This is a genomic window from Flavobacterium collinsii (assembly GCF_946903285.1).
GTDB classification, from domain to species: Bacteria; Bacteroidota; Bacteroidia; order Flavobacteriales; family Flavobacteriaceae; genus Flavobacterium; species Flavobacterium collinsii.
In genome coordinates this window covers 3,059,553-3,081,931 of record NZ_OX336425.1, presented here as the reverse complement: position 1 = coordinate 3,081,931, position 22,379 = coordinate 3,059,553, and the positions used below count along the sequence as shown (strand labels likewise).

Annotated in this window: 26 protein-coding genes; 12 read left to right on the top strand and 14 right to left on the bottom strand. The window is 34.4% G+C overall.

What is annotated here, in order from left to right; translation table 11 throughout:
- Nucleotides 1-31: 31 nt before the first annotated feature.
- Together ruvX and OGZ34_RS12780 are read right to left on the bottom strand one after the other, a co-directional pair.
- A complete protein-coding gene (gene ruvX / locus OGZ34_RS12785) occupies nt 32-448 on the bottom strand; it encodes a Holliday junction resolvase RuvX (protein ID WP_173966724.1) in 417 nt (138 codons plus the stop codon).
- Nucleotides 449-681: 233 nt separating this feature from the next.
- Nucleotides 682-1,311 (bottom strand): PAS domain-containing protein, encoded by a 630-nt coding sequence (locus OGZ34_RS12780; protein WP_263360434.1) that lies wholly within the window; start codon nt 1,309-1,311, stop codon nt 682-684.
- Between the two features lie 287 nt (nt 1,312-1,598).
- Between OGZ34_RS12780 and OGZ34_RS12775 the strand changes: the two genes are divergently transcribed.
- Nucleotides 1,599-2,414: a 2,3,4,5-tetrahydropyridine-2,6-dicarboxylate N-succinyltransferase gene (locus OGZ34_RS12775; RefSeq protein WP_173966726.1), complete on the top strand. Its 816-nt coding sequence runs from the start codon at nt 1,599-1,601 to the stop codon at nt 2,412-2,414.
- A 68-nt stretch (nt 2,415-2,482) separates the two neighbouring features.
- On the opposite strand, the gene OGZ34_RS12770 is transcribed toward OGZ34_RS12775, so the two are convergent.
- From OGZ34_RS12770 to OGZ34_RS12760, 3 genes are all read right to left on the bottom strand, one after another.
- A complete protein-coding gene (locus OGZ34_RS12770) occupies nt 2,483-3,232 on the bottom strand; it encodes a glycosyltransferase family 2 protein (RefSeq protein ID WP_263360433.1) in 750 nt (249 codons plus the stop codon).
- 8 nt (nt 3,233-3,240) lie between these two features.
- Nucleotides 3,241-3,954, bottom strand: coding sequence for a polysaccharide deacetylase family protein (locus tag OGZ34_RS12765; RefSeq protein WP_263360432.1), 714 nt, complete (start codon nt 3,952-3,954; stop codon nt 3,241-3,243).
- Nucleotides 3,955-4,269: 315 nt separating this feature from the next.
- Nucleotides 4,270-5,019, bottom strand: coding sequence for a glycosyltransferase family 2 protein (locus OGZ34_RS12760; protein WP_173966729.1), 750 nt, complete (start codon nt 5,017-5,019; stop codon nt 4,270-4,272).
- A gap of 126 nt (nt 5,020-5,145) precedes the next feature.
- On the opposite strand from OGZ34_RS12760, the gene OGZ34_RS12755 reads away from it, so the two are divergent.
- Nucleotides 5,146-6,210, top strand: coding sequence for a glycosyltransferase family 9 protein (locus OGZ34_RS12755; RefSeq protein WP_173966730.1), 1,065 nt, complete (start codon nt 5,146-5,148; stop codon nt 6,208-6,210).
- A gap of 5 nt (nt 6,211-6,215) precedes the next feature.
- The gene (locus OGZ34_RS12750) at nt 6,216-6,989 is read left to right on the top strand and encodes a glycosyltransferase family 2 protein (RefSeq protein ID WP_173966731.1); all 774 of its coding nucleotides are present in this window, start codon (nt 6,216-6,218) and stop codon (nt 6,987-6,989) included.
- Here the strand turns inward: OGZ34_RS12750 and OGZ34_RS12745 are convergent.
- The 3 genes from OGZ34_RS12745 to OGZ34_RS12735 form a co-directional block, all read right to left on the bottom strand.
- A complete protein-coding gene (locus OGZ34_RS12745; protein ID WP_173966732.1) occupies nt 6,970-7,737 on the bottom strand; it encodes a Kdo domain containing protein in 768 nt (255 codons plus the stop codon). The two genes, OGZ34_RS12750 and OGZ34_RS12745, sit on opposite strands and share 20 nt — an antisense overlap.
- Before the next feature lie 143 nt (nt 7,738-7,880).
- A complete protein-coding gene (locus tag OGZ34_RS12740) occupies nt 7,881-8,045 on the bottom strand; it encodes a hypothetical protein (RefSeq protein ID WP_263360431.1) in 165 nt (54 codons plus the stop codon).
- Complete coding sequence (locus OGZ34_RS12735) at nt 8,009-8,887, bottom strand: hypothetical protein (protein ID WP_263360430.1); 879 nt, start codon at nt 8,885-8,887, stop codon at nt 8,009-8,011. Before OGZ34_RS12735 ends, OGZ34_RS12740 begins: the two co-directional genes overlap by 37 nt.
- A gap of 52 nt (nt 8,888-8,939) precedes the next feature.
- Here OGZ34_RS12735 and glf point away from each other — a divergent pair, with 52 nt between their 5' ends.
- The 3 genes from glf to OGZ34_RS12720 are packed head-to-tail and all read left to right on the top strand — an operon-like array spanning nt 8,940 to nt 11,371.
- Nucleotides 8,940-10,052, top strand: coding sequence for a UDP-galactopyranose mutase (gene glf / locus OGZ34_RS12730; protein ID WP_263360429.1), 1,113 nt, complete (start codon nt 8,940-8,942; stop codon nt 10,050-10,052).
- Nucleotides 10,045-10,809: a DUF4422 domain-containing protein gene (locus OGZ34_RS12725; RefSeq protein WP_263360428.1), complete on the top strand. Its 765-nt coding sequence runs from the start codon at nt 10,045-10,047 to the stop codon at nt 10,807-10,809. The genes glf and OGZ34_RS12725 overlap by 8 nt, the downstream gene beginning before the upstream one ends.
- Nucleotide 10,810: 1 nt before the next feature.
- Entirely contained in the window at nt 10,811-11,371 is a 561-nt protein-coding gene (locus tag OGZ34_RS12720; protein WP_263360427.1) for an L-threonylcarbamoyladenylate synthase, read from the top strand.
- 166 nt (nt 11,372-11,537) lie between these two features.
- Here OGZ34_RS12720 and OGZ34_RS12715 read toward each other — a convergent pair whose 3' ends face one another.
- Nucleotides 11,538-12,662 (bottom strand): cysteine desulfurase family protein, encoded by a 1,125-nt coding sequence (locus OGZ34_RS12715; RefSeq protein ID WP_263360426.1) that lies wholly within the window; start codon nt 12,660-12,662, stop codon nt 11,538-11,540.
- 87 nt (nt 12,663-12,749) lie between these two features.
- Between OGZ34_RS12715 and OGZ34_RS12710 the strand changes: the two genes are divergently transcribed.
- Nucleotides 12,750-13,730: a hypothetical protein gene (locus tag OGZ34_RS12710; protein ID WP_263360425.1), complete on the top strand. Its 981-nt coding sequence runs from the start codon at nt 12,750-12,752 to the stop codon at nt 13,728-13,730.
- 146 nt (nt 13,731-13,876) lie between these two features.
- Here OGZ34_RS12710 and OGZ34_RS12705 read toward each other — a convergent pair whose 3' ends face one another.
- The 3 genes from OGZ34_RS12705 to OGZ34_RS12695 all read right to left on the bottom strand — a co-directional run bounded on the left by OGZ34_RS12705 (nt 13,877) and on the right by OGZ34_RS12695 (nt 15,700).
- Nucleotides 13,877-14,428, bottom strand: coding sequence for a Smr/MutS family protein (locus tag OGZ34_RS12705; protein ID WP_173966740.1), 552 nt, complete (start codon nt 14,426-14,428; stop codon nt 13,877-13,879).
- Nucleotides 14,418-14,603 (bottom strand): hypothetical protein, encoded by a 186-nt coding sequence (locus tag OGZ34_RS12700; RefSeq protein ID WP_173966741.1) that lies wholly within the window; start codon nt 14,601-14,603, stop codon nt 14,418-14,420. The genes OGZ34_RS12705 and OGZ34_RS12700 overlap by 11 nt, the downstream gene beginning before the upstream one ends.
- Nucleotides 14,604-14,998: 395 nt before the next feature.
- The gene (locus tag OGZ34_RS12695) at nt 14,999-15,700 is read right to left on the bottom strand and encodes a DUF1003 domain-containing protein (RefSeq protein ID WP_173966742.1); all 702 of its coding nucleotides are present in this window, start codon (nt 15,698-15,700) and stop codon (nt 14,999-15,001) included.
- A 190-nt stretch (nt 15,701-15,890) separates the two neighbouring features.
- Between OGZ34_RS12695 and OGZ34_RS12690 the strand changes: the two genes are divergently transcribed.
- Both OGZ34_RS12690 and cysM read left to right on the top strand, forming a co-directional pair.
- Nucleotides 15,891-16,682, top strand: a complete 792-nt coding sequence (locus OGZ34_RS12690; protein WP_173966743.1) for a serine O-acetyltransferase — start codon at nt 15,891-15,893, stop codon at nt 16,680-16,682.
- 2 nt (nt 16,683-16,684) lie between these two features.
- Nucleotides 16,685-17,572 (top strand): cysteine synthase CysM, encoded by an 888-nt coding sequence (gene cysM, locus OGZ34_RS12685; RefSeq protein WP_173966744.1) that lies wholly within the window; start codon nt 16,685-16,687, stop codon nt 17,570-17,572.
- A 77-nt stretch (nt 17,573-17,649) separates the two neighbouring features.
- Here cysM and OGZ34_RS12680 read toward each other — a convergent pair whose 3' ends face one another.
- Entirely contained in the window at nt 17,650-18,663 is a 1,014-nt protein-coding gene (locus OGZ34_RS12680; RefSeq protein WP_246253245.1) for a sensor histidine kinase, read from the bottom strand.
- Nucleotides 18,664-18,858: 195 nt separating this feature from the next.
- Here OGZ34_RS12680 and rlmD point away from each other — a divergent pair, with 195 nt between their 5' ends.
- Genes rlmD through OGZ34_RS12665 form a run of 3 tightly spaced genes read left to right on the top strand, consistent with a single transcriptional unit; the run spans nt 18,859 to nt 21,620 of the window.
- Complete coding sequence (gene rlmD, locus OGZ34_RS12675) at nt 18,859-20,271, top strand: 23S rRNA (uracil(1939)-C(5))-methyltransferase RlmD (protein ID WP_173966746.1); 1,413 nt, start codon at nt 18,859-18,861, stop codon at nt 20,269-20,271.
- 10 nt (nt 20,272-20,281) lie between these two features.
- The gene (locus OGZ34_RS12670) at nt 20,282-20,833 is read left to right on the top strand and encodes a DUF6452 family protein (RefSeq protein ID WP_263360424.1); all 552 of its coding nucleotides are present in this window, start codon (nt 20,282-20,284) and stop codon (nt 20,831-20,833) included.
- Nucleotides 20,805-21,620: a DUF6048 family protein gene (locus OGZ34_RS12665; protein ID WP_263360423.1), complete on the top strand. Its 816-nt coding sequence runs from the start codon at nt 20,805-20,807 to the stop codon at nt 21,618-21,620. The genes OGZ34_RS12670 and OGZ34_RS12665 overlap by 29 nt, the downstream gene beginning before the upstream one ends.
- A 64-nt stretch (nt 21,621-21,684) precedes the next feature.
- On the opposite strand, the gene OGZ34_RS12660 is transcribed toward OGZ34_RS12665, so the two are convergent.
- The gene (locus OGZ34_RS12660; protein WP_263360422.1) at nt 21,685-22,377 is read right to left on the bottom strand and encodes an aspartate/glutamate racemase family protein; all 693 of its coding nucleotides are present in this window, start codon (nt 22,375-22,377) and stop codon (nt 21,685-21,687) included.
- Nucleotides 22,378-22,379 lie beyond the last annotated feature (2 nt).

Below are 22,379 nucleotides of genomic sequence, written 5' to 3'. Positions count from 1 at the left end.
TAAAAGGCCTGAGGGTCGGGTATAAAAAAATCTAAAAACGTTTTGAAGAAAGGTAATCCTGAAGCATAATTGTAGCCGAAATTTCATCGATTAAACCTTTGTTCTGACGTTGTTTTTTACTAAGTCCACTATCAATCATGGTTTGAAATGCCATTTTTGATGTAAAGCGTTCATCTACACGAACAACTTTCATATCGGGGAAAATATTAGAAAAATGAGTAACAAATCCTTTAATTATTGAAGCACTCTCCGATGGCTGGCCGTTCATTTGCTTAGGTTCTCCAATTAAAACTGCTTCAACTTTTTCTTTTGTAAAATAATCTTTCAGAAAATCAATCACGGTATTAGTCGGGATTGTTGTTAAACCTGAAGCAATAATTTGCATTTCGTCGGTAACAGCAATTCCGGTACGTTTTTGTCCGTAGTCTATGGAAAGAATTCTTGGCATTTTTGATTTTTCAACAAAGATAGAAAGGAAAAACCATAATGTTATAAACAAAATAAAAATTAATCCTAACCGTCATTTACTTTGTAACGCACTAATAAAAACAATCCCATACAGGTTTAGAAAAACCTGCAAATAGAACATTACGATTACATTCCTTACTAGAAATAAAAAATCCGTTTTGAAAACTCAAAACGGACTTTTCCCAAATATTCAAAACCTAAAAAAATTCAATTCTATCTATTAAACAATCTTCTAAAAAAACCTCTTTCCTCCTCTTCATCATTTTCCTGTACTTCATAATGAGCAAACTTCGCTTGAGATTTCTCATGTTCATATATTAGTTCTTTTATGTATTCAACATAAGTTCTTTTCTTTTCTTCAAGAAATCCAATAAGATACTTTTCACTAAACTCCATCCCGCTTGCCGCCTCAATTTGAAGCAGTTTTTTATACAATGGCTCGATATGTAACGCGATAACTTCCTGAGGAACTGCTTGTCGTCTTCCAAAATAATTAACAATAACCCCGTTCTCATCTTTTGCAATTTCAAAATCAGTAATTACCCAATAATAACGTCCTGATTTTGCTAAATTTTTAACAATAGCATGGAAATTTTTTCCGCTTTTAAGATTCTCCCAAAGCACTTTAAAGATAACTCTTGGCATATCCGGATGACGTATTATATTATGTGGCTGACCCATCAATTCATAATCTTCATAACCACATACATCTACAAATACTTCGTTGGCATATTCAATAATACCAAAAGCATTTGTTTTACTCATAATCACTTGCGTTTTATCCCACGTGACTTCTTTATCAATAACTGCTATTCGGTTTTGAAGTTGATTCTCTTGATTCATTTCTTACTAATTAAATAATTTTGTTTTGGAATGGTATTTTACAATTTCCCTCAATATTTCAGGAATTATACCGCGAAATTAAAGAGAAGTAAAAACCAAAAATCTGATATTTATCATGTTTTTCTATTTAAAAAAGACGCTTATAAATCAACAACATTCTTACAATTTTACGAAGGCTTATTTAATTTATCAAAATACAAACAAAAAGTTACACCTGTAACATTTTACAAAGGCTTTACTTTTCTGCTTTTCTTTAAATACCTTATCTTTGCCAAAAATTATAACATATGAATTCTTTACAGACTATAATAGAACAAGCTTGGGAGAACAGAGCTTTATTACAAGAAACAACTACAACTGACGCTATCAGAGCCGTTATTGAATTGATTGACGCAGGAAAATTACGTTGCGCCGAACCGGTTGGTGACAAGTGGCAGGTAAACGAATGGGTTAAGAAAGCGGTAGTAATGTATTTTCCAATTCAAAAAATGGAAACATGGGAATCAGGTATTTTCGAGTATCACGATAAAATGTTGTTAAAAAAAGGTTATGCTGAAAAAGGAATTCGTGTAGTACCTAATGCTGTAGCGCGTTACGGAGCTTATATCTCGAGCGGTGTAATTTTGATGCCAAGTTATGTAAACATCGGTGCTTATGTTGACGAAGGTACAATGGTTGATACTTGGGCAACCGTGGGAAGCTGTGCACAAATTGGTAAAAACGTTCACTTAAGTGGAGGCGTAGGTATCGGTGGTGTTTTAGAGCCACTTCAGGCTGCTCCGGTTATTATTGAAGATGGTGCCTTTATTGGTTCTCGTTGTATTGTAGTTGAAGGTGTTCATGTTGGTAAAGAAGCTGTTCTTGGTGCTAATGTTTGCTTGACCGCTTCAACAAAAATTATCGATGTGACTGGTGACGAACCTGTTGAAATGAAAGGTTTTGTTCCTGCCCGTTCGGTTGTGATTCCTGGAAGCTATACTAAAAAATTCGCTGCCGGTGAGTTTCAGGTTCCATGTGCCTTGATTATCGGTACCCGTAAACCATCAACAGATTTGAAAACTTCATTGAACAATGCGCTTCGCGAATACGATGTTGCCGTTTAACATATAATCTCTTTAAAAAATAAAGCGGAATGATTACTCATTCCGCTTTATTTTTTTCTATACTTTTTTTACTTATTCTGCTTTTGAAGCTTCAAAAGCTTAGCATATTTCATATAAGAGAAGAAAGCCTGAGTCATTGAAAATGTGAAACCGTCTAATCCATGTAAAAAGCCTTTTTTAAAAAAATAACACCTAACAAAAGAAACTGTCCCGTTTAATATAGGTTTAAAACTGTTTACCCTTTTATTCTGATCGTAAAGTTGTTGAGCATGCCAGGTTGAATATAAATTTTTCTTACTGATAAATTGTCCAAAACAGTCCCATGCATAATGGTGTATATGAACTTTTAAGTGGGTCTTATTATTACCACAAACTTTTTGATGTACACTATCTTTTGAAGGAGAAGCGGTTTGTTTGTTAAAAAATCGTGAAGTTTTGTCAGGGTACCAACCTGCAAAATTAATGAGCTTACAGCCCATATAATTATACAGAGAGAAGGCATACACATCAAAATTCTGTTTTTCATATTGGCCTGATAATATAAATTTTTCGGCATCTTCAGCCAAAATCTCATCGGCATCTAAATTTAAAATCCAGTCATTTTTACAATATGGCAAACCATGAATTCTCTGAGGTCCGTCTCCTAAAAAACTCTGTGAAACAACCTTAGCACCTTTTTCTTCGGCAATTTTTACCGTATTATCTGTACTTAACGAATCTACAACAATTACTTCGTTGCAAACTCTAAACAGCGCATCTATACATTTGCCAATGTTTTTTTCTTCATTATACGTTATTACTAATCCACTAATTTCCATAGCATTTTTTAAAATAATTTAAGCTTACCTATTTTCAATTTTAATTTAAATCTAAACAAACTATCTTCGCCTTTTATGTCTATTCTCTTTACTAAATAGTTATTTTTAAAGGGAAAATTATTTACTCTGTTGCCTATTCTCAAACCGTATTTTATACCGTTATCACGCATCATATTTTCAAAAACAGCAAACTCAGAATGTTTCTTAGCATAATTCCCAAAAGGATATGCCAGAACAGGTTTTATATCTAATTGATTGTCCAAAATAAACGCATTAGACTTCGCAAAATCAGCTTCTAACTCTTCTTTAGACAACGAACTGTATCTTTTATGTTCAAAAGAGTGATATCCCAGCTCAATACAATCAGGATTTAATCCTTTTAGCTGTTCGACACTCATAATTTTTTCTTTTCCTTCGATCCAATAATCAAAATTACCAACGTAAGAAAATGGTATAAAAAAAGAGGCTTTTAATTGGTATTTTTCAAGCAAAGGCACCGCATACAACAACTGGCACTCCGTAACATCATCAAAAGTGATTATAATGCTTTTTGAAGGAAGTTCTTTTAAATTTTCTAAATCCTTAAAATGAAATGTGGTGTAATTATTGTCACGTAAAAATTTAAACTGTGCTTCTAACTTTGCTACAGAAACACTTAGATTTAAAGACTTCGCTTCATCTTCAACAACGTTATGATACATTAAAATTGGCAACTTTGACATTCTCTATTTTTTTAGCAAAGCTATCATTAATAGTATTATTTTTCACAAAAAAAACATTTTTAAGTAAAAAAAAATAAATGAAACAAAAAACCTTATTAATGTTAAATAAAATCAGCTCAATTTACCTGTAAATAAAAGAAAAAGACTACAAAAATAATGACTGCTGAGCCAAAATTAAGCAACAAACACCTTGCAGAAAATACATCCGGCACCTGTCGTAATCAAAAAAACAAGTAATAACATAGCTTGAAGCACCAGGTTTGTATATTAAACCCGTACTGTAAATGAGATTAGCACCTCCGTTTTTATCAAATTTTATTTTAGCCTCTTTTGAAGTTTTAAAAGCTTGGCATATTTCATATATGAAAAGAAACTCTGAATCATTGCTATTGACAATCCGTCTATACCATTAAATATACCTTTCTTAAAAAAGTAGCATCTGATAAACGCAACTGCTCCGTTAGTAACGGGCTTAATAGCGGTTATTCTTTTTCCCTGATCAAACAATTGTTGTGCATGCCAACCGGAATATTGATTTTTCTTTGCTATAATCTGATCCAAAGAGTCCCAGCCGTAATGCAAGATGTGTACCGCTACTTTTTTCTCATTTTGAGTTATTATTTTCTGATGCACTTTTGAATCAGAAGGATGGGCTGTTTGTTTATTAAAGAAACGTACTTTTTGATCCGGATACCATCCTGAGAAATCGATAAGTTTATCCGCGAGAAAGTTTTTTACTCTAAAACTAAAAGCATCATAGTTTCCTTCGAGATATTTTTTATCTAATATAAATTTTTCAGCATCTTTATCCAGAAATTCATCCGCATCAAGATTTAAAATCCAATCATTTTTGCAATAAGGCAGACCATGTGTACGTTGCGGACCATCACCTAAAAAAGCCTGTTCAATAACTACTGCACCTTTTTCTTTAGCAATTTCAACAGTACGATCCTTGCTAAATGAATCGACTACAATTACTTCGTCACAAACTCTTAGTAAAGCATCTATACATTTACCAATGTTTTTCTCTTCATTGAAAGTAATAATAAGACCGCTAATTTGCATTTTATTGGGGGAATTTATTTTTTTACAAAAATACGGCTTTTTATTTTAGTTACCTTATCTTAATCGTGTCCTTGCACACTTTATAAAATTATTACTAATTTAGCCCACAAATTGAATTTTATATAAATGAGAATATTAGTCATTCAGCAAAAAAGAATTGGAGATGTATTAACGAGCACCATAATCTGTAATAATCTAAAAACCAAATACCCGGATTCGATTATCGATTATATGTGTTACCCAAATTCTGTCGATGTACTAAAAGAGAACAAGAATATTGATAATGTTATTCCTTTATCCAACAAGGTTAGAAAATCAACTCCTTCTCTATTTAAATTTATTTTTCAAATCCGACGCAATAAATACGATGCCGTTATAGACGTTTACTCTAAGTTGGAAACAAATTTAATTACGCTGTTTTCAGGAGCAAAATACAAAGTTTCTTATCGCAAATGGTACACCAAAGCATTCTACAACTACACCTACGAGCGTTTAGATGCCGTAGAATCCGAACATGGATTAGCTATTGAAAACCGTTTAATGCTTTTAAAACCGTTTATTTCTGAAAAGATTACAAATGTAAAACCAAAAATATTCCTGAAAGAATCTGAAATTAATGATGCCAAAAACCTTCTCAAAAGTTATCAGGTTGACAGCGAAAAACCATTAATTATGTTTGGAATTTTAGGAAGTGAAGTTTACAAAACCTATCCTTTAGAGGGGATGGCTAAAATAATCGATTTCACTGTTGCCAAAACCAATGCTACTATTATTTTCAATTATATTCCGGATCAAAAAGAACAGGCTCTGGAAGTATACAACTATTGTAGTGCAGAAACCAAAAAACACATCGTTTTTGACTTGTACTGCACAGAATTAAGACCTTTTCTAGCTTTACTTTCGCAATGTGAAATGTTGATCGGAAATGAAGGCGGAGCTGTAAACATGGCCAAGGCCCTTGACATTCCAACCTTTTCTATCTTCACACCATCCGTTAGAAAAGAAACCTGGCAAATATTTGAAAATGAAGCCAAAAATTTCTCCATCCACCTGAAAGATTTAAAACCGGAAATATACAAGCAGCATACCGAACAATATATAAAAGACCATACTTTTCAATACTACGATGAGTATCCCCTAGCTTTAATGCTTGAAAAGTTAGCTACTTATTTTCAGGAGTACAAGAATTAGATCTGATGAATACTACTGAAAGGCAAAAGTTATCCGTTTTGATCATTACGCTTAACGAAGAACAGCACATAAAATCACTGCTGGAAGACATCGATTTTGCCGATGAAATCATTGTGGTCGATTCTTACAGTACTGATCGTACCCTTAGTATAATTGAGTCTTTTAAAAACGTACGGGTAATCCAGAACCAATTCATCAACTATACCTCTCAACGCAATTTTGCGATTGATCAGGCAAAAAACTCCTGGATCTTATTCATCGATGCCGATGAAAGATTAACTCCGGAACTAAAACTGGAAATCGCAGCCACCATCAATCAAAAAGATACTGCAAGTGCCTATTTCATTTACCGAACTTTTATGTTCAAAAACAGAAAACTGCATTTTAGTGGCTGGCAAACCGATAAGATTTTCAGACTTTTCAACAAAACAAACTGTCGATACAATCAGGACAGAATGGTGCATGAAAAACTGATTGTAAAAGGAGAGATTTCGACTTTAAAAAACAAAATCATTCATTTCTCTTACACCTCTTATACTGATTACAAAGCAAAAATGTACAGTTACGGCGTTTTAAAGGCCAATGAAAAACAAAAAAAAGGACAGAAACCATCTCTTTTACTGATGATTTTCCATCCTGTTTATACTTTTTTATATCAGTTTCTAATTCGTTTGGGCTTTTTAGACGGAGCCAGAGGAATCACGATATGTTATTTAAACGCTTACAGTGTCTTTGTTCGATACAAGGAGCTTAATCGAATTACTTCTTCCAGAATTTAAGTTTCTTTTTCAAACGCTTTTTCCTGTAAAACTGCTCCTGAAAATCAGCGGTGTATTTCCATAAAGTATCAAATGTTTTTTGCTCTGATTCTTTATAAAACTTAGCATACTCGTTACTCATAACCGCTACCATTTCTTTTACAGGGGTCAAACGGCATAAGTTTTTCATTCGCATTTCAAAAGTCATCGACTCGTGAAATTCCATTCGGTTCAAATCAACCAAAAAGAATTCATAATTACCGTCCTGTTTCTTTTTAATCAAAGTATTTCCGGGTGAATGATCTAAGAACTCAATACCTTTTTCATGAAGATCAAAACTAAATCGAGTAAATTGTCTCAGAATGTTATCATGATCCGGATAATCCGGAATTTCTACAAGTTCTCTGTACGTTAAATCAGTTACCAGATGTTCACTCGCATAATAACTGTCTCTTAAACCTACAAGATTAAAGTTCTCCAAAAATGCCATTGGCTGAGGAGTCCCAATACCTTTTTCTAATAAAATTGTAGCATATTCATACGAACGTCTTGCCTTTGATTTTCTAAAATAACGATAGGCTATTTTATTAATTAAATTCGGAATTTTGAATGATTTAATGTTGATTGTTTTTCCTTCAAGATCAAACAATTTAATAACATTGCGATCTCCATTTCCAAACAACTCGCCTGAAGTCTTAAAGTTTTTAATAAAAGACAATATATCTCTGGAGCTTTTTACTGCTGTTGAAAATTTAAATTTTGAGATCATTAAATATAACTTTGATATTAATTATTATCTGTTTCCAAGAGGTTTTACTCCTGTCTAAACAGCCAAAAAAACAGCTTGTTTTCCACAGCTCTAAGTACTAAACGTAAGGATGCAAAAATAACCTTATAATTAACAAAATTCAATTATTCTAAGATTAAATTTGCTGCTAAAATCGACAGTAGAAAAATTTTAATCGTTTCTAAACCTCCTTCTAAAAATAAAAACCAGAGAATATTTCCATCCTTAAATTCTATTAAGAGCAAAAAGTTACTTATCCCTTTTTCTTCTTTAGCGCGTATTTCAGCCACTGACCGAAATTTTTAAAATAAAGCTTAAAATTAGGTACGTTCAGCCTTTTTTCTTTTTCAATAATCTCCTTTATCTGAGGAATACTTTTAGTTGAAAAGAATCCCAATTTCTTCCATCTTTTAGGCTGCAAATAGTAAAAATCCTTATAATCTTTATAATTATTTTCATTCACAACAAGCCATTTATCCAAAAAACCTTTGTCTACATCTACATTATGCCCCCAATTGTCAAGCTTAAAACGTAAGTCTGCTTCGGTTCTTGACAACGATTCATGCAGAACAATGTTGTTGGTATAAATCTGACGCTCCTTAATTCTTCGTCCGCTTTTGTAATTAGGATAGTTTGTAGCAAAAATAGCCTTTAGTGGTTTATCTACATATAAAATCCCTTTATCGGTATACTTATAAAGCATCACCCAAAAAGCACAAATCTGTATGGGGTGTTTTTCCGGATTAATTAAATAAGAATCATATCGTCTTAGATCAGAAACAAACTTTTTAAAGTCAACAAAATATTCATCGCAATCTACCTGGACAATCCAATTTCCAATTCCCATTTTTTCGGCGAGCATTTTTCGTTCTCTAATTTCACATTCCATTGTAGTTAAGGCTGGAACATAAAAATCATCTTCATAAATCACCACCTTCTTATCAACGTCAAAATTCTTAATCCAATCAAAAAAAGAATCATCGATCGTAAAACTTCCGCCATTCCAAGTATTTCTATTTTTATCAATGGCGACAAAAACTGCATCTGCATCGTTATACACTGTTGGAAGTGATGTTTTTAACAACTCATAATCATACGAAACCAAATATCCTACTTGTATTTTTCCTGCCATTTTTACTTTTGTAATTTGTTGCAATTTACTAATTAATCTCTACTTTTGCATCATGAAAAAGCAATATGACTATTTAATAATTGGATCAGGACTCTATGGTAGTGTGTTCGCTCATGAAGCAAAAAAAGCAGAAAAAAAATGTCTGGTAATTGACAAAAGAGACCATATAGGAGGAAATGTATATTGCGAAAATATGGAAGGAATTAATGTTCATAAATATGGTGCACATATATTTCACACCAACGATAAAGCAATATGGGATTATGTGAACCAATTTGTTGAATTCAACAACTTTACCAATTCCCCAATGTCACTTTCTAAAGGTAAGATGTACAATTTACCTTTTAATATGAATACTTTTTATCAGCTTTGGGGTACCAAAACTCCTCAGGAAGCCAAAGCCAAAATTGATGAACAAGTAGCGACTTATGGAGTAAAAAATCCACAAAATCTGGAAGAACAAGCACTAAGCCTTGTCGGAAAAGATATTTATGATAATTTTATAAAGGAGTACACCGAAAAACAGTGGGGAAGAAAAGCCACTGAATTACCAGCTTTTATCATAAAAAGACTTCCGGTTCGATTCACTTTTGACAACAATTATTTTAACGATACCTATCAGGGAATCCCTATTGGCGGTTACAATAAATTAATTGACAAATTATTAGACGGAATTGAAGTGATAACCAGTACCAATTACTTTTCAGACCGAACGAAATTTGACGGACTTGCCGATAAAATTGTGTATTCCGGAAAGATTGACGAGTATTTCGATTACAAATTAGGGGTTCTGGAATACAGATCTCTACAATTTGACAACGAAGTTCTTGATACTGATAATTTTCAAGGAAATGCTGTTGTTAATTACAATGATGCCAGCTATCCTTTTACCCGAATAATTGAGCACAAACATTTTGAATTTGGCAAACAAAGCAAAACTGTTATTACAAAAGAATATCCATGCGAATGGAACCCGTCTAATGAAGCGTTTTATCCTATAAACGATGCCAAAAATCAAGCCTTGTTTGAAGAGTACAAAAAACTGTCTTTAGAAGAAAAGAATGTAATATTTGGAGGAAGATTATCAGAATACAGATATTACGACATGCATCAGATAATTGCCATAGCTTTAAAAAGATCTAAAACAGAACTGAATAATGATTAAGATTTTCATTGTAACTCATAAAGAAAACCCTGTATTATCCAATGATATTCTGGTTCCGATTCAGGTGGGAACAAATCCATCAATCACTGATACTATCTTAAGAGACAATACTCAGGACAATATCGGAAACAAAAACAGCAACTATTGTGAATTGACAGCTGCTTACTGGATTTGGAAAAATGAAAAAGAAGCAGACTATGTAGGGATTTGTCATTACAGAAGATACCTTAACTTTTACAACGACTGGTACAATCTAAAACCTTCGGCACAGAAAAAAATCAAAAACGAAGATTTCAAAAACACTAAACTATACAACGTAGCTTCTGAAAAACTGGAGAAAAAAATAGCTTCTCTTCTTTCAGAGTATGACGTAATTCTATGCCGTCCTTATAAGTTCAAAAAAGGATCCTTGACCGACAACTACTGTGAGGAACACAGAAAAGAGGACTGGGATTTAACCAAACAGATCATTCTGGAAAAATACCCGGAATACAAAAACAGTATTACTCAGTTTCTCGATGAAGGAACTCTGTTTCATATGGGAAATATGATGGTTAGTTCAAAAGAAAAATTTGATGCTTACTACACCTGGCTTTTTTCCATTCTGTTTGAACTAGAATCCCGAATTACAATTCCGGAAGATGCTTATCAGGCGCGAATTTTTGGTTTTATATCAGAAAGACTAATTAATCTTTACATGTATCATCATAACTTCAAAATCAAAGGAGTCCCATCATACAAAATAATTGACTTGTAATATGAACGAAGAAATAATCAAAGCGTACGAAGTCATAAAAGAAGGCGGAATCATTCTCTACCCTACCGATACGGTGTGGGGAATTGGCTGCGACGCAACAAATCCAGAGGCTGTTGCCAAAATATACAAACTCAAACAACGTGCTGAAACACAAAGTATGATTGTATTGATGAACGGGGAAAAAATGATGTACAATGTATTCAAAAACATCCCCGAAGTAGCTTGGCAACTTTTAGATTTATCCGAAAAACCTACTACCTTAATATTAGATGAACCCCGTAATGTTGCTCCAAACATTATCGCTACAGATAATTCGCTTGGAATCCGTCTGGTAAAAGAGCCGTTCTGTTTCAAACTTTTAGAACGAATGAAGAAGCCACTCGTTTCTACTTCGGCTAATATTTCAGGACAACCCACTCCAATTGCCTTTAAAGACATCAGTCCCGAGATTGTAAATGGTGTTGATTATGTAGTAAATCTCTATCACGACAGAGTTGCCGGAAAACCTTCAACCATTATAAAACTAACGAATGATTCGCAGGTAAAAGTGATACGCAAGTAATTTTAGATTGTAGATTTTAGATTGCTGATTTGCTAAATGCAAAAAAAAATTGCGACTCGTGAGTAAATAGTTTCAAGTTACAGATTACAACAATCGTAATACAACCCTTTGTACCTCTGTACCTCTGTAACTATAAAACCTCAGAACCTTAGCACCTCAGCACCTTTTAAACGCCTTTTAAACTCTCAATCAACCAATCAATATCTTCTTTGGTATTGAAATGACTAAATGAAATTCGGAGATTTGGTAACTTTAAATCCGTCTCCGAAAGCATTTCTTTTAAAACATGGGAGGGCTTTACACTACCGGACTGGCAAGCACTACCTCTTGAAACTGCTATTCCTTTCATATCCAGACTAAACAACAACATTGAAGTTTTGTCGGCTGAAAAAGGCAAAATAATATTGATAATGTTATAAAAATCCTCTTTTTTACCATTGATCCTAAAGCCTGGAAAATAAATTTCGAGCTGATCAATCAAATACATTTTTAAATCGGTAATATAATTTCTCTCCTGATCTAAATTCTCGTACGAAAGTGATAATGCCTTAGCCATTCCGGCAATCTGATGCACAGCTTCTGTACCGGCACGAAGTCCTTTCTCCTGTTCTCCTCCAAAAATTAAAGGCTGTAATCCGGAATTTTTTCGAACAAAAGCAAAACCCACCCCTTTTGGACCGTGGAATTTATGCGCGCTTGCCACAATAAAATCAACAGGGATTTTTTGCAAATCGATCTCCGTTTTTCCAACAGACTGAATGGTATCCGAATGAAACAAAGCATTGTATTGCTTACAAATTACACCAACTCTTTCCAGATCTAAAACAGCTCCGGTTTCATTGTTTACATGCATCAAACTAACAATTGTCTTTTTGTCTTCGGCTAATAAATTTGACAAATGTGTTAAATCGATACTTCCATTAGGGTTTATATTCACATAATCGACCTGAACCTTATACTCCGATTCTAAAACCATTGCGGTATGCAGCACTGCATGATGTTCGATTCTGGTTGTAATGATACGCTCCGCTTTAAGATCTTCAACAGCAGAACGAAGAATCCAATTATCGGCTTCAGTACCTCCTGAAGTAAAAATAATCTCCTGTGCGGTACAATTTAAGTACTTGGCAATGCTTTTTCTGGAGAGTTCCAAAATAGTTTTTCCATTTCTTCCAAAACTGTGTGTAGAAGACGGATTACCAAAATCTTCTGTCATCACTTTTGTCATTTCCTGAATTACTTCAGGACGCATAGCGGTTGTAGAGGCGTTATCAAGATATACTTTTTTCATTGCCGCAAAGTTATGAAATATCAATTGTCAAATGTTGAATATCATTTGACAAATTTTTCACTATTTTTGACCTCAAATAAAATTACGATGAAAAAATATGCAAGCCTTCTCTTCTTTGCGCTTTTATTAAACGGCTGCGATGATGGCGATTTAACGGTAGACACAATTGATTTTAGTGACCCTACTATTACGGCTCAGACCTGTAATGATAAAACAAACGGTCTTATATACAAACTTAAAAAACAAGAATCATTAATGATTCAGTTTCCTGATAACACTCTTTTAAACGATGCAACATTAGCAGGCAAACCCTTATATTACGATATCAACAACACCACAACCCGTGTGGTATACAGAGCCTATAATGGTCTGGTTGGTACTGCAAATATCTGTGGCGCGATCCCCCCAACAACACCAGGCGTAACTGAGGAATGGCAAGCCACAGCCGGAAAAATCGTGGATATCACTACGGCAGCTGTAACGGATAACGCCGACGGGAGCTCTACAATTACAGGCTACAATCACAACCTTGTTTTCCAGAACATTACTTTTCTAAAACCTTCAGGACCGCAGGTAGAGGCCGAATATCCATTTGGACTTTTTAAGACCTCTTACAATTCGCCAAGTACACTTTTTACGGGCCCCTTAAAACAATGCCCGGGTAACAAAACCCTAGTATATAACCAAACAGCATCAACTGCTTTAACAATCGACAACATAGATCCTCTGCTACTTAAAAATGAGGTCACAACCCAACCAAGAATTGGTTTAATAAGCACTACAACCAATAAAGTTTTAATACGTACTTTTGGTATTGACGGCTCTTTACCTCCAGGCTACTTTTGTACTAGTCCCCTACCTTCTACTCCAACTGTGAAAGAAACGTGGATAGCAGGAAACAGTGTACAAAATGTAAATGGAACTATCGAAGTCACCACAAAACTTGTTGGAACCGCTTACTTTCATACTATTGTTCTTAAAGGCGTAAAATTCGAGAGAGGAAACAGTAGTTTCAAGCTGCCAAACGAATACACTTTTGGGGTTCTTGAAATTTCAACCACACCATAAAACTATTTTCAAACGACAAATACTGACTTAAAAAATCTTACAAAAAAACGTCCGTTTTCTAAACTGATTCCATAACGAATTCAGAAAGAAAAACGGACGTTTTTTTTTATGCTTTAAATTCAATATTCCTCTATCGAAATAAACTGTTATTTCTGATTTTGTCTAAAATAAACTTCGGTGGCTCCTAAGCCATATTTTTGATAATTGGCATCCTGAAAATCGATTCCGTCGTAACGCCCCAATAAAAAATCAAGTTCGGCCTTTAAAATTCCTTCGCCGACACCATGAATAAAAACGATTTTCGGAATGCGGTTTCTGATCGCAAACTCAATATGTCTTTTTGCCGTTTCCGTCTGTAAGGTGAGAATATCATAGTTAGACATTCCGCGTTTGTTTGGCACCAGTTTTTCGATATGCAAATCAAATTCAGGAGCCGAAATTTCGCGTTTATCTTTCTTTTCTTTCACAAAACTCCTTGGTTTCGGCTCTGTTTTTTCCTTTGAAATCTCTTCTAAATCAATTCTTTTAATAGAATTCATTAAATTGCTGGAATCCTGTACTTTAAGTAGTTCGTTGACAAAAAATGTCATCATAAAACCATCTTCTGTTTCAATCAAAACCTCGTTGTTTTTCACCGAAACAACTGTTCCATTTATGGCTTCGTCTAAGACTGAAACCTTATCTCCTTTAGTCAACATCCTTCTCTTCTTTATCTTGATTTTTACTCGGTGTTTTTGCACTCAACTGCATCATTCCATACATGAAAACTGCTATCGCAATTACCATAATGTAAATGTTTTTTTCTGCTGATACCTGCTCGTATAACGCAACCGAAATGGCAAGAATCATTATTAAAATTTTAAACGCTTTCATTTATTATAAGTATTAAAGATCCAAAAGTATGAAACTTTAAAATAGCAATTCCCTCCTCCCAAAACTACCTCCATTATTTTTTTTGTTCTCACAAAAAAAACAAGCCTCAAAATTCAGAAAAACAAACGTACTCTCAGGTCTCTAAAATATACCCTATTTACAAGTACATTTTAAGAAATTTAAAAGCTACTTTATTCTTACTTTTTTTTCACTGATTTTCACCAGTAGCCAAAGTGCATTTCATTCATCATACTCCTCTTTTATTTTCAAAAACTGAAGCTGCCTTTTGTCAAAAAAACAGATTCAATTATTCAAAACACTCCGTTCTTTTATACATAAAAACTCATCTCTTCTTAATTTTGAATCGCTTCAATGTTTACTATTTTTTGTAAGACTTATTTTTTAATCTGATTCAAGATATCGTTCATCATTTCGATTTGAACTTTTTGAATTTCGATCAACTCCTGTTGCTGATGCATAATCAAATGATCTATTTTATCATGAATCATTCTAATCTCCAGTTCCGATTTTAGATTGATCATATAATCTTTTTTAGCACGATTTCGATCCTTCTCTTCCTGACGATTCTGACTCATCATAATGACCGGAGCCTGCAATGCAGCAATACACGACAAAATCAAATTCAACAAAATAAACGGATACGGATCAAAGCCTTTGTTCACCAAAATGTAAACATTCGCACCAATCCAAACCACAATGAAAAACAAAAACGAAATTATAAACGTCCAGCTCCCACCAAAATCTGCCACCTGATCGGCGACTCTTTGCCCAAAATTCCTGGTTTCTGTTTCATCTTCAACTGTACTAACAATTGATTTATCTTCTTTCAGCGAAGAAATAACATTTTTTTCAAGATCCGAAAGCGCACCAATTTCGGTTGACAAATAGTTTGAAATATACCTCTGACGGTATTCATTCAATTCTTTTACGGCAATACAATCCTCGTCACTAAAAGAAGGATGATCTTTAATAATCAATCCTAATATGGGGTCGTGTATCGATTTTCCGTAAATTTTATCGGTTTCAGGAAAGGAAATATCAGAAATAGCGCTTTTAAAAGTCGAATTGTTTTTCATTTTTATATTTTTTACACGCTAATTTACACATTTAACTCCTTAAGAATTACATAAAACACAACCATTTGCATTTCTATTATTTATCACAAATACAGTACTCAAAAGAAAATTTCTTTAAAGAATTCCTGCCTTTATTTACAAAAAACACCTTACTTTTAGCCTTTCTTATTATCCATTCAATTTCACCACTGTGACAAAAGACATTATCATACAAAACATAAAAGCTTTAAAAAGTCATTCAAACATAAATTACGGCATCAAAACCAAAACAGAAGATTTTACTGAAAAGCTATTTTATACCCTTTTTGATTCAAATGCAGCTTTAGATGAAAGCATCAAAGAATTGGAAATTCGTTTTAAGGAAATCGCTGTTCTGGCGTGTAAAAAATCTGAAAATCTCTGTGAATCCATTTGGGATCGTTTTCTGGAGAAATTACCAGGGGTTTTAGAAAAGCTAAATCACGATGCAGAATACATCCTTGAAAATGACCCTGCATCTAATAGTATTGACGAAGTATACCTGGGGTATCCCGGATTCTACGCCATTGCCATTTACCGTTTAAGTCATGAATTGTATCTTTTGGACTTATTGCTTTTTTCGCGATTAATGAGCGAGTACGCACATCGAATTACCGGAACCGACATTCATGCCGGAGCCGATATTGCCTCTCCCTTTTTTATCGATCACGCTACCGGAATTGTAATTGGTGAAACTACCGTGATTAAAAAACATGTAAAAATTTATCAGGGCGTTACTTTAGGGGCCTTGAGCGTAAGCAAGGAAATGAAAAACGCCAAAAGACACCCCACTGTAGAAGCAAATGTATGTATTTATGCCAATGCTACTATTCTAGGAGGTGAAACTATAATTGGAAAAAACAGCATTGTAGGTGGAAATGCATGGATTACCAAGTCGATTCCTGAAGATTCGATCGTTTTAAATACCACTACAACTGAAGTCAAAATAAAAGAAAAAAAATAAAAATGAGTCCACAGAAATTGCTAAACCTAATTGGAAACACTCCTTTGATGGAAACTGTCAATTTGGTTAAAAATAAAAACGTAAAACTTTTACTGAAACTTGAAGGAAATAATCCCGGAGGTAGTGTAAAAGACAGAGCAGCATATAACATGATTGCATCCGCTGTCGAAAGAGGCGATATTAAAAAAGGCGACAAGCTAATTGAGGCCACCAGCGGAAATACTGGAATTGCTCTGGCCATGATCGCACAATTGTTTCAAATCGAAATTGAATTGGTGCTGCCTGAAGATTCTACAAAAGAACGAACCCAAACCATGCGCGCTTATGGCGCTACAGTTATTTTAACGCCCGCTAGCGAAGGAATTATCGGCTCAAGGGACTACGCCGACAAAAAAGTCGCCGAAGGCGGTTATTTGATGCTAAATCAGTTTGCAAATGACGACAACTGGAAAGCGCATTACAAAACCACCGGTCCTGAAATCTGGAATGATACTGACGGAACGGTAACCCATTTTGTTTCGGCTATGGGAACCACAGGAACTATCATAGGAACTTCGACTTACTTAAAAGAAAAAAACAAAAACATTCAAATCATCGGCGCCCAGCCCAGCGAAGGATCTCAGATCCCGGGAATTCGAAAATGGCCTCAGGAATATTTACCGAAAATTTTCGACGCCGCAAAAGTAGATACCGTTGTTGATGTTAGTGAAACTGAAGCCAGAGAAATGACTAAAAGACTTGCTCTTGAAGAAGGTGTTTTTGCCGGTATGAGTAGCGGAGGATCTGTAGCTGTAGCATTAAAAATTGCCGAACAACTGGAATCAGGAGTTATTGTTGCCGTAATTTGTGATCGCGGTGATCGTTATTTATCTTCTGATTTATTTGACTAAAAATCTGGATTGCTGAGATTTTAAAGTCTTTTGAATCTCAGCAATTCAAAATTTTACAAACTTCTAAATTAGGAAAACTACAATTCAAACTCGATTCTAAATTCAGCTCCTTTATTTTTTCCATCACTGGAAGCCGTAAGCTTCCCTTTGTTCTTCTCAATTATTTTTTTACACAGATACAAACCAATTCCTGTCGAAGATTCGTTGGCAGTACCCAGTCGGCTCATTTTTGTAAATTTCTTAAAGAGTTCATCAATCTGAGTTTTATCAAAACCAATTCCGTTGTCTGTAACCGTTACAATAAATCTTCCATCTTCCGTATAAATTCGAACTTTAACTTCACTGTCAAAATAAGAAAATTTAACAGCATTGCTAATCAAATTCACCAAAACCTGAACCAGCAAGCCTTCATCAATTCTTAACTTTGCCTCAACCATTTCCAAGTTCAAACTTAATTTAATGTTCTTATCGATCAAACGTTGCTCTACCTGTTCGTTGATAAAAGGCAAAATATTAGGAAATGAAATCATTCTCATTTCTAAATTCCCTTTCACTACCCTATCCTGTTCCTGCAATAGTTTAATGAAGTTTTCAATGTATCTAAATTGCAGATTAGTCGATTCACAAATCAATTCTGCTAACTGACGAACAGATTCTGATGGATTTTCACTTATAATCAGCCTTGCCAACCCCTGCGGATTTCCTGCAAAATTTTTCAAATCATGCGAAAGCATATAGATCAAATCCTGTTTTTCATTGATAAAACTTTCTGATTCATAAATAGATTCCTGAATGTTACACAATAACAAACCCGCCTCATCACTATATTCTGTTGGCAAAATAGATAATCTTCTATTATTTCTGTAATCGTCCAAGGCTTTCGAAGCTATGGAAATAGGCTTAATTAAGTGATTTAAAACCAACAGCGTCAACAATGTTGCCAATAAAGTCATAACCAGAGAAAAAATCAAAATAGAAGTAGCCGAAACACTGTGATTATAATACAATACATAAAACAAGATTCCAATCAGGGGAATATGAATACCGATAAAAGCAACAAACAAAAATTTGAAAGCGTAACTTTTCTTCAAAAAGCCAATTTGTGACAGACTATGATACAACTTCATAAAAGACAACAATACTAATAGGTTAAAAATGCAGTATTCAGGGTGATTGTTATAAACAAAGTTAACTTTTAAACTCGATTAAACGACTAAATTAGGGAATTTGATAAAATATTTTAAAAATTAAATTTATAAAAGTTTACAAACCCTTATTTTTGCGCTATGGGAAGAAAAAATACAGACAAAGTTGTCTTTCATCAAATTCAGGTTCTTGATGCAGGAGCAAAAGGAGTATCAGTAGCAAAAGCTCCTGACGGAAAAGTAATCTTTATTCCGAATGTCGTTCCTGGCGATGTAGTAGACGTACAAACCTTTAAGAAAAGAAAAGCCTACTATGAAGGCAAAGCCGTAAAATTTCACGAATTATCAGAACATCGTATTGAGCCAATATGCGATCATTTTGGGGTTTGTGGAGGATGTAAATGGCAAAATATGAAATACAGTCAACAGCTGTATTACAAACAAAACGAAGTAAAAAATCATTTGCAGCGCATCGGGAAAGTAGAACTTCCTGAATTCGAAAACATCTTAGGTTCTGAAAAACAGTTTTTCTACAGAAACAAGATGGAATTTTCATTTTCTAACAGCCGTTGGCTAACCGAAAAGGAAATTGAAAGTACAGAAGACTTAGGAAACCGAAATGCCTTAGGGTTTCATATTCCGAAAATGTGGGACAAAATTCTGGACATTCAAAAATGTCATTTGCAGGAAGATCCTTCAAATGCCATCAGAAATGAAATCAGGGCTTTTGCAAACGATCATAATCTGGCCTTCTTTAATCCGAGAGAACATTCCGGTTTACTGAGAACAGTAATGATTCGTACGGCATCTACTGGTGAAATCATGGTTTTGATTCAGTTTTTTGAAAACGATCCTAAAAACCGTGAATTGATTTTAGATCATCTTTACAAAAAGTTTCCGCAGATTACTTCATTGCAATATGTGGTAAACTCCAAACAAAACGATACGATTTACGATCAGGATATTAAATTGTACAAAGGAAGAGATTATATACTGGAAGAAATGGAAGGTTTAAAATTCAGCATCAATGCTAAATCTTTCTACCAGACCAATTCAGATCAGGCTTATGAATTATACAAGATAACCCGTGATTTTGCCGGACTTACTGGTAACGAAACGGTTTATGATTTGTATACCGGAACTGGAACTATTGCACAGTTTGTTTCTAAAAAAGCCAAAAAAGTAATTGGTGTCGAAAGTGTTCCCGAAGCAATTTTAGATGCGAAAGCCAATGCAGAACGCAATAATATTACCAATTGTGAGTTTTTTGTAGGTGATATGAAAGTTGTTTTCAACGAAGCTTTCATTGCTCAGCACGGAAAACCGGATGTTATTATCACAGATCCACCAAGAGATGGAATGCATGCCGCGGTTATTGATCAAATTTTGAAGATTGCTCCCGAAAAAGTAGTTTATGTAAGTTGTAATTCAGCAACTCAGGCACGTGATTTGGCTTTAATGGATGAAAAATACAAGGTAACGCGCGTTAGACCTGTTGATATGTTTCCACAAACGCATCATGTCGAAAATGTTGTACTTTTAGAACTTCGATAATAAAACTTAAATGAAAAAAATAATCTCTCTTTTACTAATCTTTACTTTTGGTCTGTCCAGTTGTGAGAAAGACGACATTTGTGATGCCAATACTCCTACTACTCCAAGATTAGTAATTACATTCTATAGCGACGCCGAACCTACTCTAAAACAAAATGTAAAAGATCTAATGGTAATTGGAGGAGCAGAGGGAGAAAATAAAGGAATTGTTTTTAATAAAAGCATAACAGACGAAACGAATCCTGCAAGATATGTAACCAATTCAAACACTGTTTCAATCCCCTTAAGGACAGATCAGAATACTACAACTTATCGTTTTGTTTACAACTCTTTAAGTACTAATCCTGCAACAAAAAATACAGACATTTTAACTTTTTATTACACCCATCAAAATGTGTATGTATCGAGAGCTTGCGGCTTTAAAACCACCTTTACACTTGATCAATTAAAACCTTTCTCATTAGTTGACTCCGGAAATGACATATTGTGGATCAAGCAGATTTTTGTAAAAAAGCTTAATGTTGAACTTGAAAATGAGACACATGTTGAGATATATTTTTAGTATTTGTTTGTTGTTTTCAATGTTTTTGGGTCATTCTCAGGAAACATCAACCACAACAGTAACGAAAGAAGCCGTTAAAACAAATCCGAAGCCCCAGGCAGCCAAACCGGCTGTTAAGGAAACCAAACTGGATAGTATCAAAACGGATCGTTACGGACTTCGCGTAGGAGTTGATTTGTACAAATTAACCCGTGGATTGTACGATAAGAACTACAAGGGTATTGAGGTTACGGGTGATTTTCGTCTGACAAAAAAATACTACCTGGCTGCTGAACTTGGTTTTGAAGACAAAACCACGGATGATGACCGATTAAATTCGACTGTAACCGGAACTTATATTAAAGGAGGTTTTGATTACAATTTGTACCAAAACTGGCTGGACATGGAAAATTTAATTACAATAGGTATGCGAGGCGGCTTCAGTACTTTTAGCCAACAATTAAATACCTATAAGATTTACAACGCAAATCCGTATTGGGGAGAACAACCAGCAATTGTTTCCGGAGAAAAATACAATGGCCTTACAGCAGGCTGGATTGAAGTTGCATTGGGAGTAAAAGCAAAAGTTTTCAACAATGTGTTTGTAGGCTTTGGAGTTCAGTTAAAACTTTTAGCCGCCAACCAAAAACCTTCGGGCTTTGATAATCTTTACATTCCGGGCTTTAACAGGACGTACGATGGTAGTTTCGGAATCGGGTTTAACTATACCGTTTCTTACTTTATTCCGCTTTACAAGAAAAAGACAATCATTCCTGAATTAATAAAAAAAGAGACCATTAAAAAGTAATAAGCTCTATTATAAAAAAATCCAAATTCCAATAGTAATCTATTAGAATTTGGATTTTTTCATTTTATGATAATTGAAATTCAACAGCAGCCATCGAATGAATTAAAGTGGTATCAAAAACCGGAACAGAAATATCTTCGGGTTTTATCACTAAAGGAATTTCGGTACAACCTAAAATAATCCCCTCAGCTCCCTCTTTAATCAATTGATTGGCAATTTCCAGATACCGTCTTTTGGTTGACTCTGTTACCAAGCCTCTTCCCAACTCTTCAAAAATTGTGGCGTGCATAAAATCACGGTCGGCATCATTCTTCGGAATAATAGTTTCAATTCCGTTCTCGGCCAATTTATCTTTAAAAAAATCGAGTTCCATGGTAAACTTAGTTCCCAGTAAACCCACTTTTTTAATTGCTTCTTTCTGAATTTCTACCGCGGTTGCAGTTGCAATATGAATAATTGGTATATCAATCGCTTCTTGAAGTCGCTCAGCAATCAAATGCATGGTATTAGCACATAAAACAATAGCTTCTGCCCCGCCCTGCTGAAGAAACTGACATCCTTTTAAAAGCATATTAAAAGTCGAATCCCAATCATTGGCATCGTTGTTCTTTTTAATATCAGCATAATTGAAAGAGTAGATCAAACACTCCGAGAAATTAAGCCCTCCCAGCCTATCATTTATTCCCTCGTTTACAAGTTTATAATAATCTACTGTAGAAACCCAGCTAATTCCACCTATAAGTCCAATTATCCTCATAT

What these genes read in the sequence shown, in the direction of transcription:
- OGZ34_RS12705 (WP_173966740.1), bottom strand. Translation starts at nt 14,428, where the DNA reads ATGTTGACTAAAGGAGATAAGGTTTCAGTCTTAGACGAAGCCATAAAT.
- OGZ34_RS12770 (WP_263360433.1), bottom strand. Translation starts at nt 3,232, where the DNA reads ATGGAAATTAGTGGATTAGTAATAACGTATAATGAAGAAAAAAACATT.
- OGZ34_RS12715 (WP_263360426.1), bottom strand. Translation starts at nt 12,662, where the DNA reads ATGAAAAAAGTATATCTTGATAACGCCTCTACAACCGCTATGCGTCCT.
- OGZ34_RS12745 (WP_173966732.1), bottom strand. Translation starts at nt 7,737, where the DNA reads ATGATCTCAAAATTTAAATTTTCAACAGCAGTAAAAAGCTCCAGAGAT.
- cysM (WP_173966744.1), top strand. Translation starts at nt 16,685, where the DNA reads ATGAGTCCACAGAAATTGCTAAACCTAATTGGAAACACTCCTTTGATG.
- OGZ34_RS12755 (WP_173966730.1), top strand. Translation starts at nt 5,146, where the DNA reads ATGAGAATATTAGTCATTCAGCAAAAAAGAATTGGAGATGTATTAACG.
- OGZ34_RS12660 (WP_263360422.1), bottom strand. Translation starts at nt 22,377, where the DNA reads ATGAGGATAATTGGACTTATAGGTGGAATTAGCTGGGTTTCTACAGTA.
- OGZ34_RS12775 (WP_173966726.1), top strand. Translation starts at nt 1,599, where the DNA reads ATGAATTCTTTACAGACTATAATAGAACAAGCTTGGGAGAACAGAGCT.
- OGZ34_RS12670 (WP_263360424.1), top strand. Translation starts at nt 20,282, where the DNA reads ATGAAAAAAATAATCTCTCTTTTACTAATCTTTACTTTTGGTCTGTCC.
- OGZ34_RS12725 (WP_263360428.1), top strand. Translation starts at nt 10,045, where the DNA reads ATGATTAAGATTTTCATTGTAACTCATAAAGAAAACCCTGTATTATCC.
- OGZ34_RS12750 (WP_173966731.1), top strand. Translation starts at nt 6,216, where the DNA reads ATGAATACTACTGAAAGGCAAAAGTTATCCGTTTTGATCATTACGCTT.
- OGZ34_RS12665 (WP_263360423.1), top strand. Translation starts at nt 20,805, where the DNA reads ATGAGACACATGTTGAGATATATTTTTAGTATTTGTTTGTTGTTTTCA.
- OGZ34_RS12695 (WP_173966742.1), bottom strand. Translation starts at nt 15,700, where the DNA reads ATGAAAAACAATTCGACTTTTAAAAGCGCTATTTCTGATATTTCCTTT.
- OGZ34_RS12760 (WP_173966729.1), bottom strand. Translation starts at nt 5,019, where the DNA reads ATGCAAATTAGCGGTCTTATTATTACTTTCAATGAAGAGAAAAACATT.
- OGZ34_RS12710 (WP_263360425.1), top strand. Translation starts at nt 12,750, where the DNA reads ATGAAAAAATATGCAAGCCTTCTCTTCTTTGCGCTTTTATTAAACGGC.
- ruvX (WP_173966724.1), bottom strand. Translation starts at nt 448, where the DNA reads ATGCCAAGAATTCTTTCCATAGACTACGGACAAAAACGTACCGGAATT.
- glf (WP_263360429.1), top strand. Translation starts at nt 8,940, where the DNA reads ATGAAAAAGCAATATGACTATTTAATAATTGGATCAGGACTCTATGGT.
- OGZ34_RS12735 (WP_263360430.1), bottom strand. Translation starts at nt 8,887, where the DNA reads ATGGCAGGAAAAATACAAGTAGGATATTTGGTTTCGTATGATTATGAG.
- OGZ34_RS12765 (WP_263360432.1), bottom strand. Translation starts at nt 3,954, where the DNA reads ATGTCAAAGTTGCCAATTTTAATGTATCATAACGTTGTTGAAGATGAA.
- rlmD (WP_173966746.1), top strand. Translation starts at nt 18,859, where the DNA reads ATGGGAAGAAAAAATACAGACAAAGTTGTCTTTCATCAAATTCAGGTT.
- OGZ34_RS12720 (WP_263360427.1), top strand. Translation starts at nt 10,811, where the DNA reads ATGAACGAAGAAATAATCAAAGCGTACGAAGTCATAAAAGAAGGCGGA.
- OGZ34_RS12700 (WP_173966741.1), bottom strand. Translation starts at nt 14,603, where the DNA reads ATGAAAGCGTTTAAAATTTTAATAATGATTCTTGCCATTTCGGTTGCG.
- OGZ34_RS12780 (WP_263360434.1), bottom strand. Translation starts at nt 1,311, where the DNA reads ATGAATCAAGAGAATCAACTTCAAAACCGAATAGCAGTTATTGATAAA.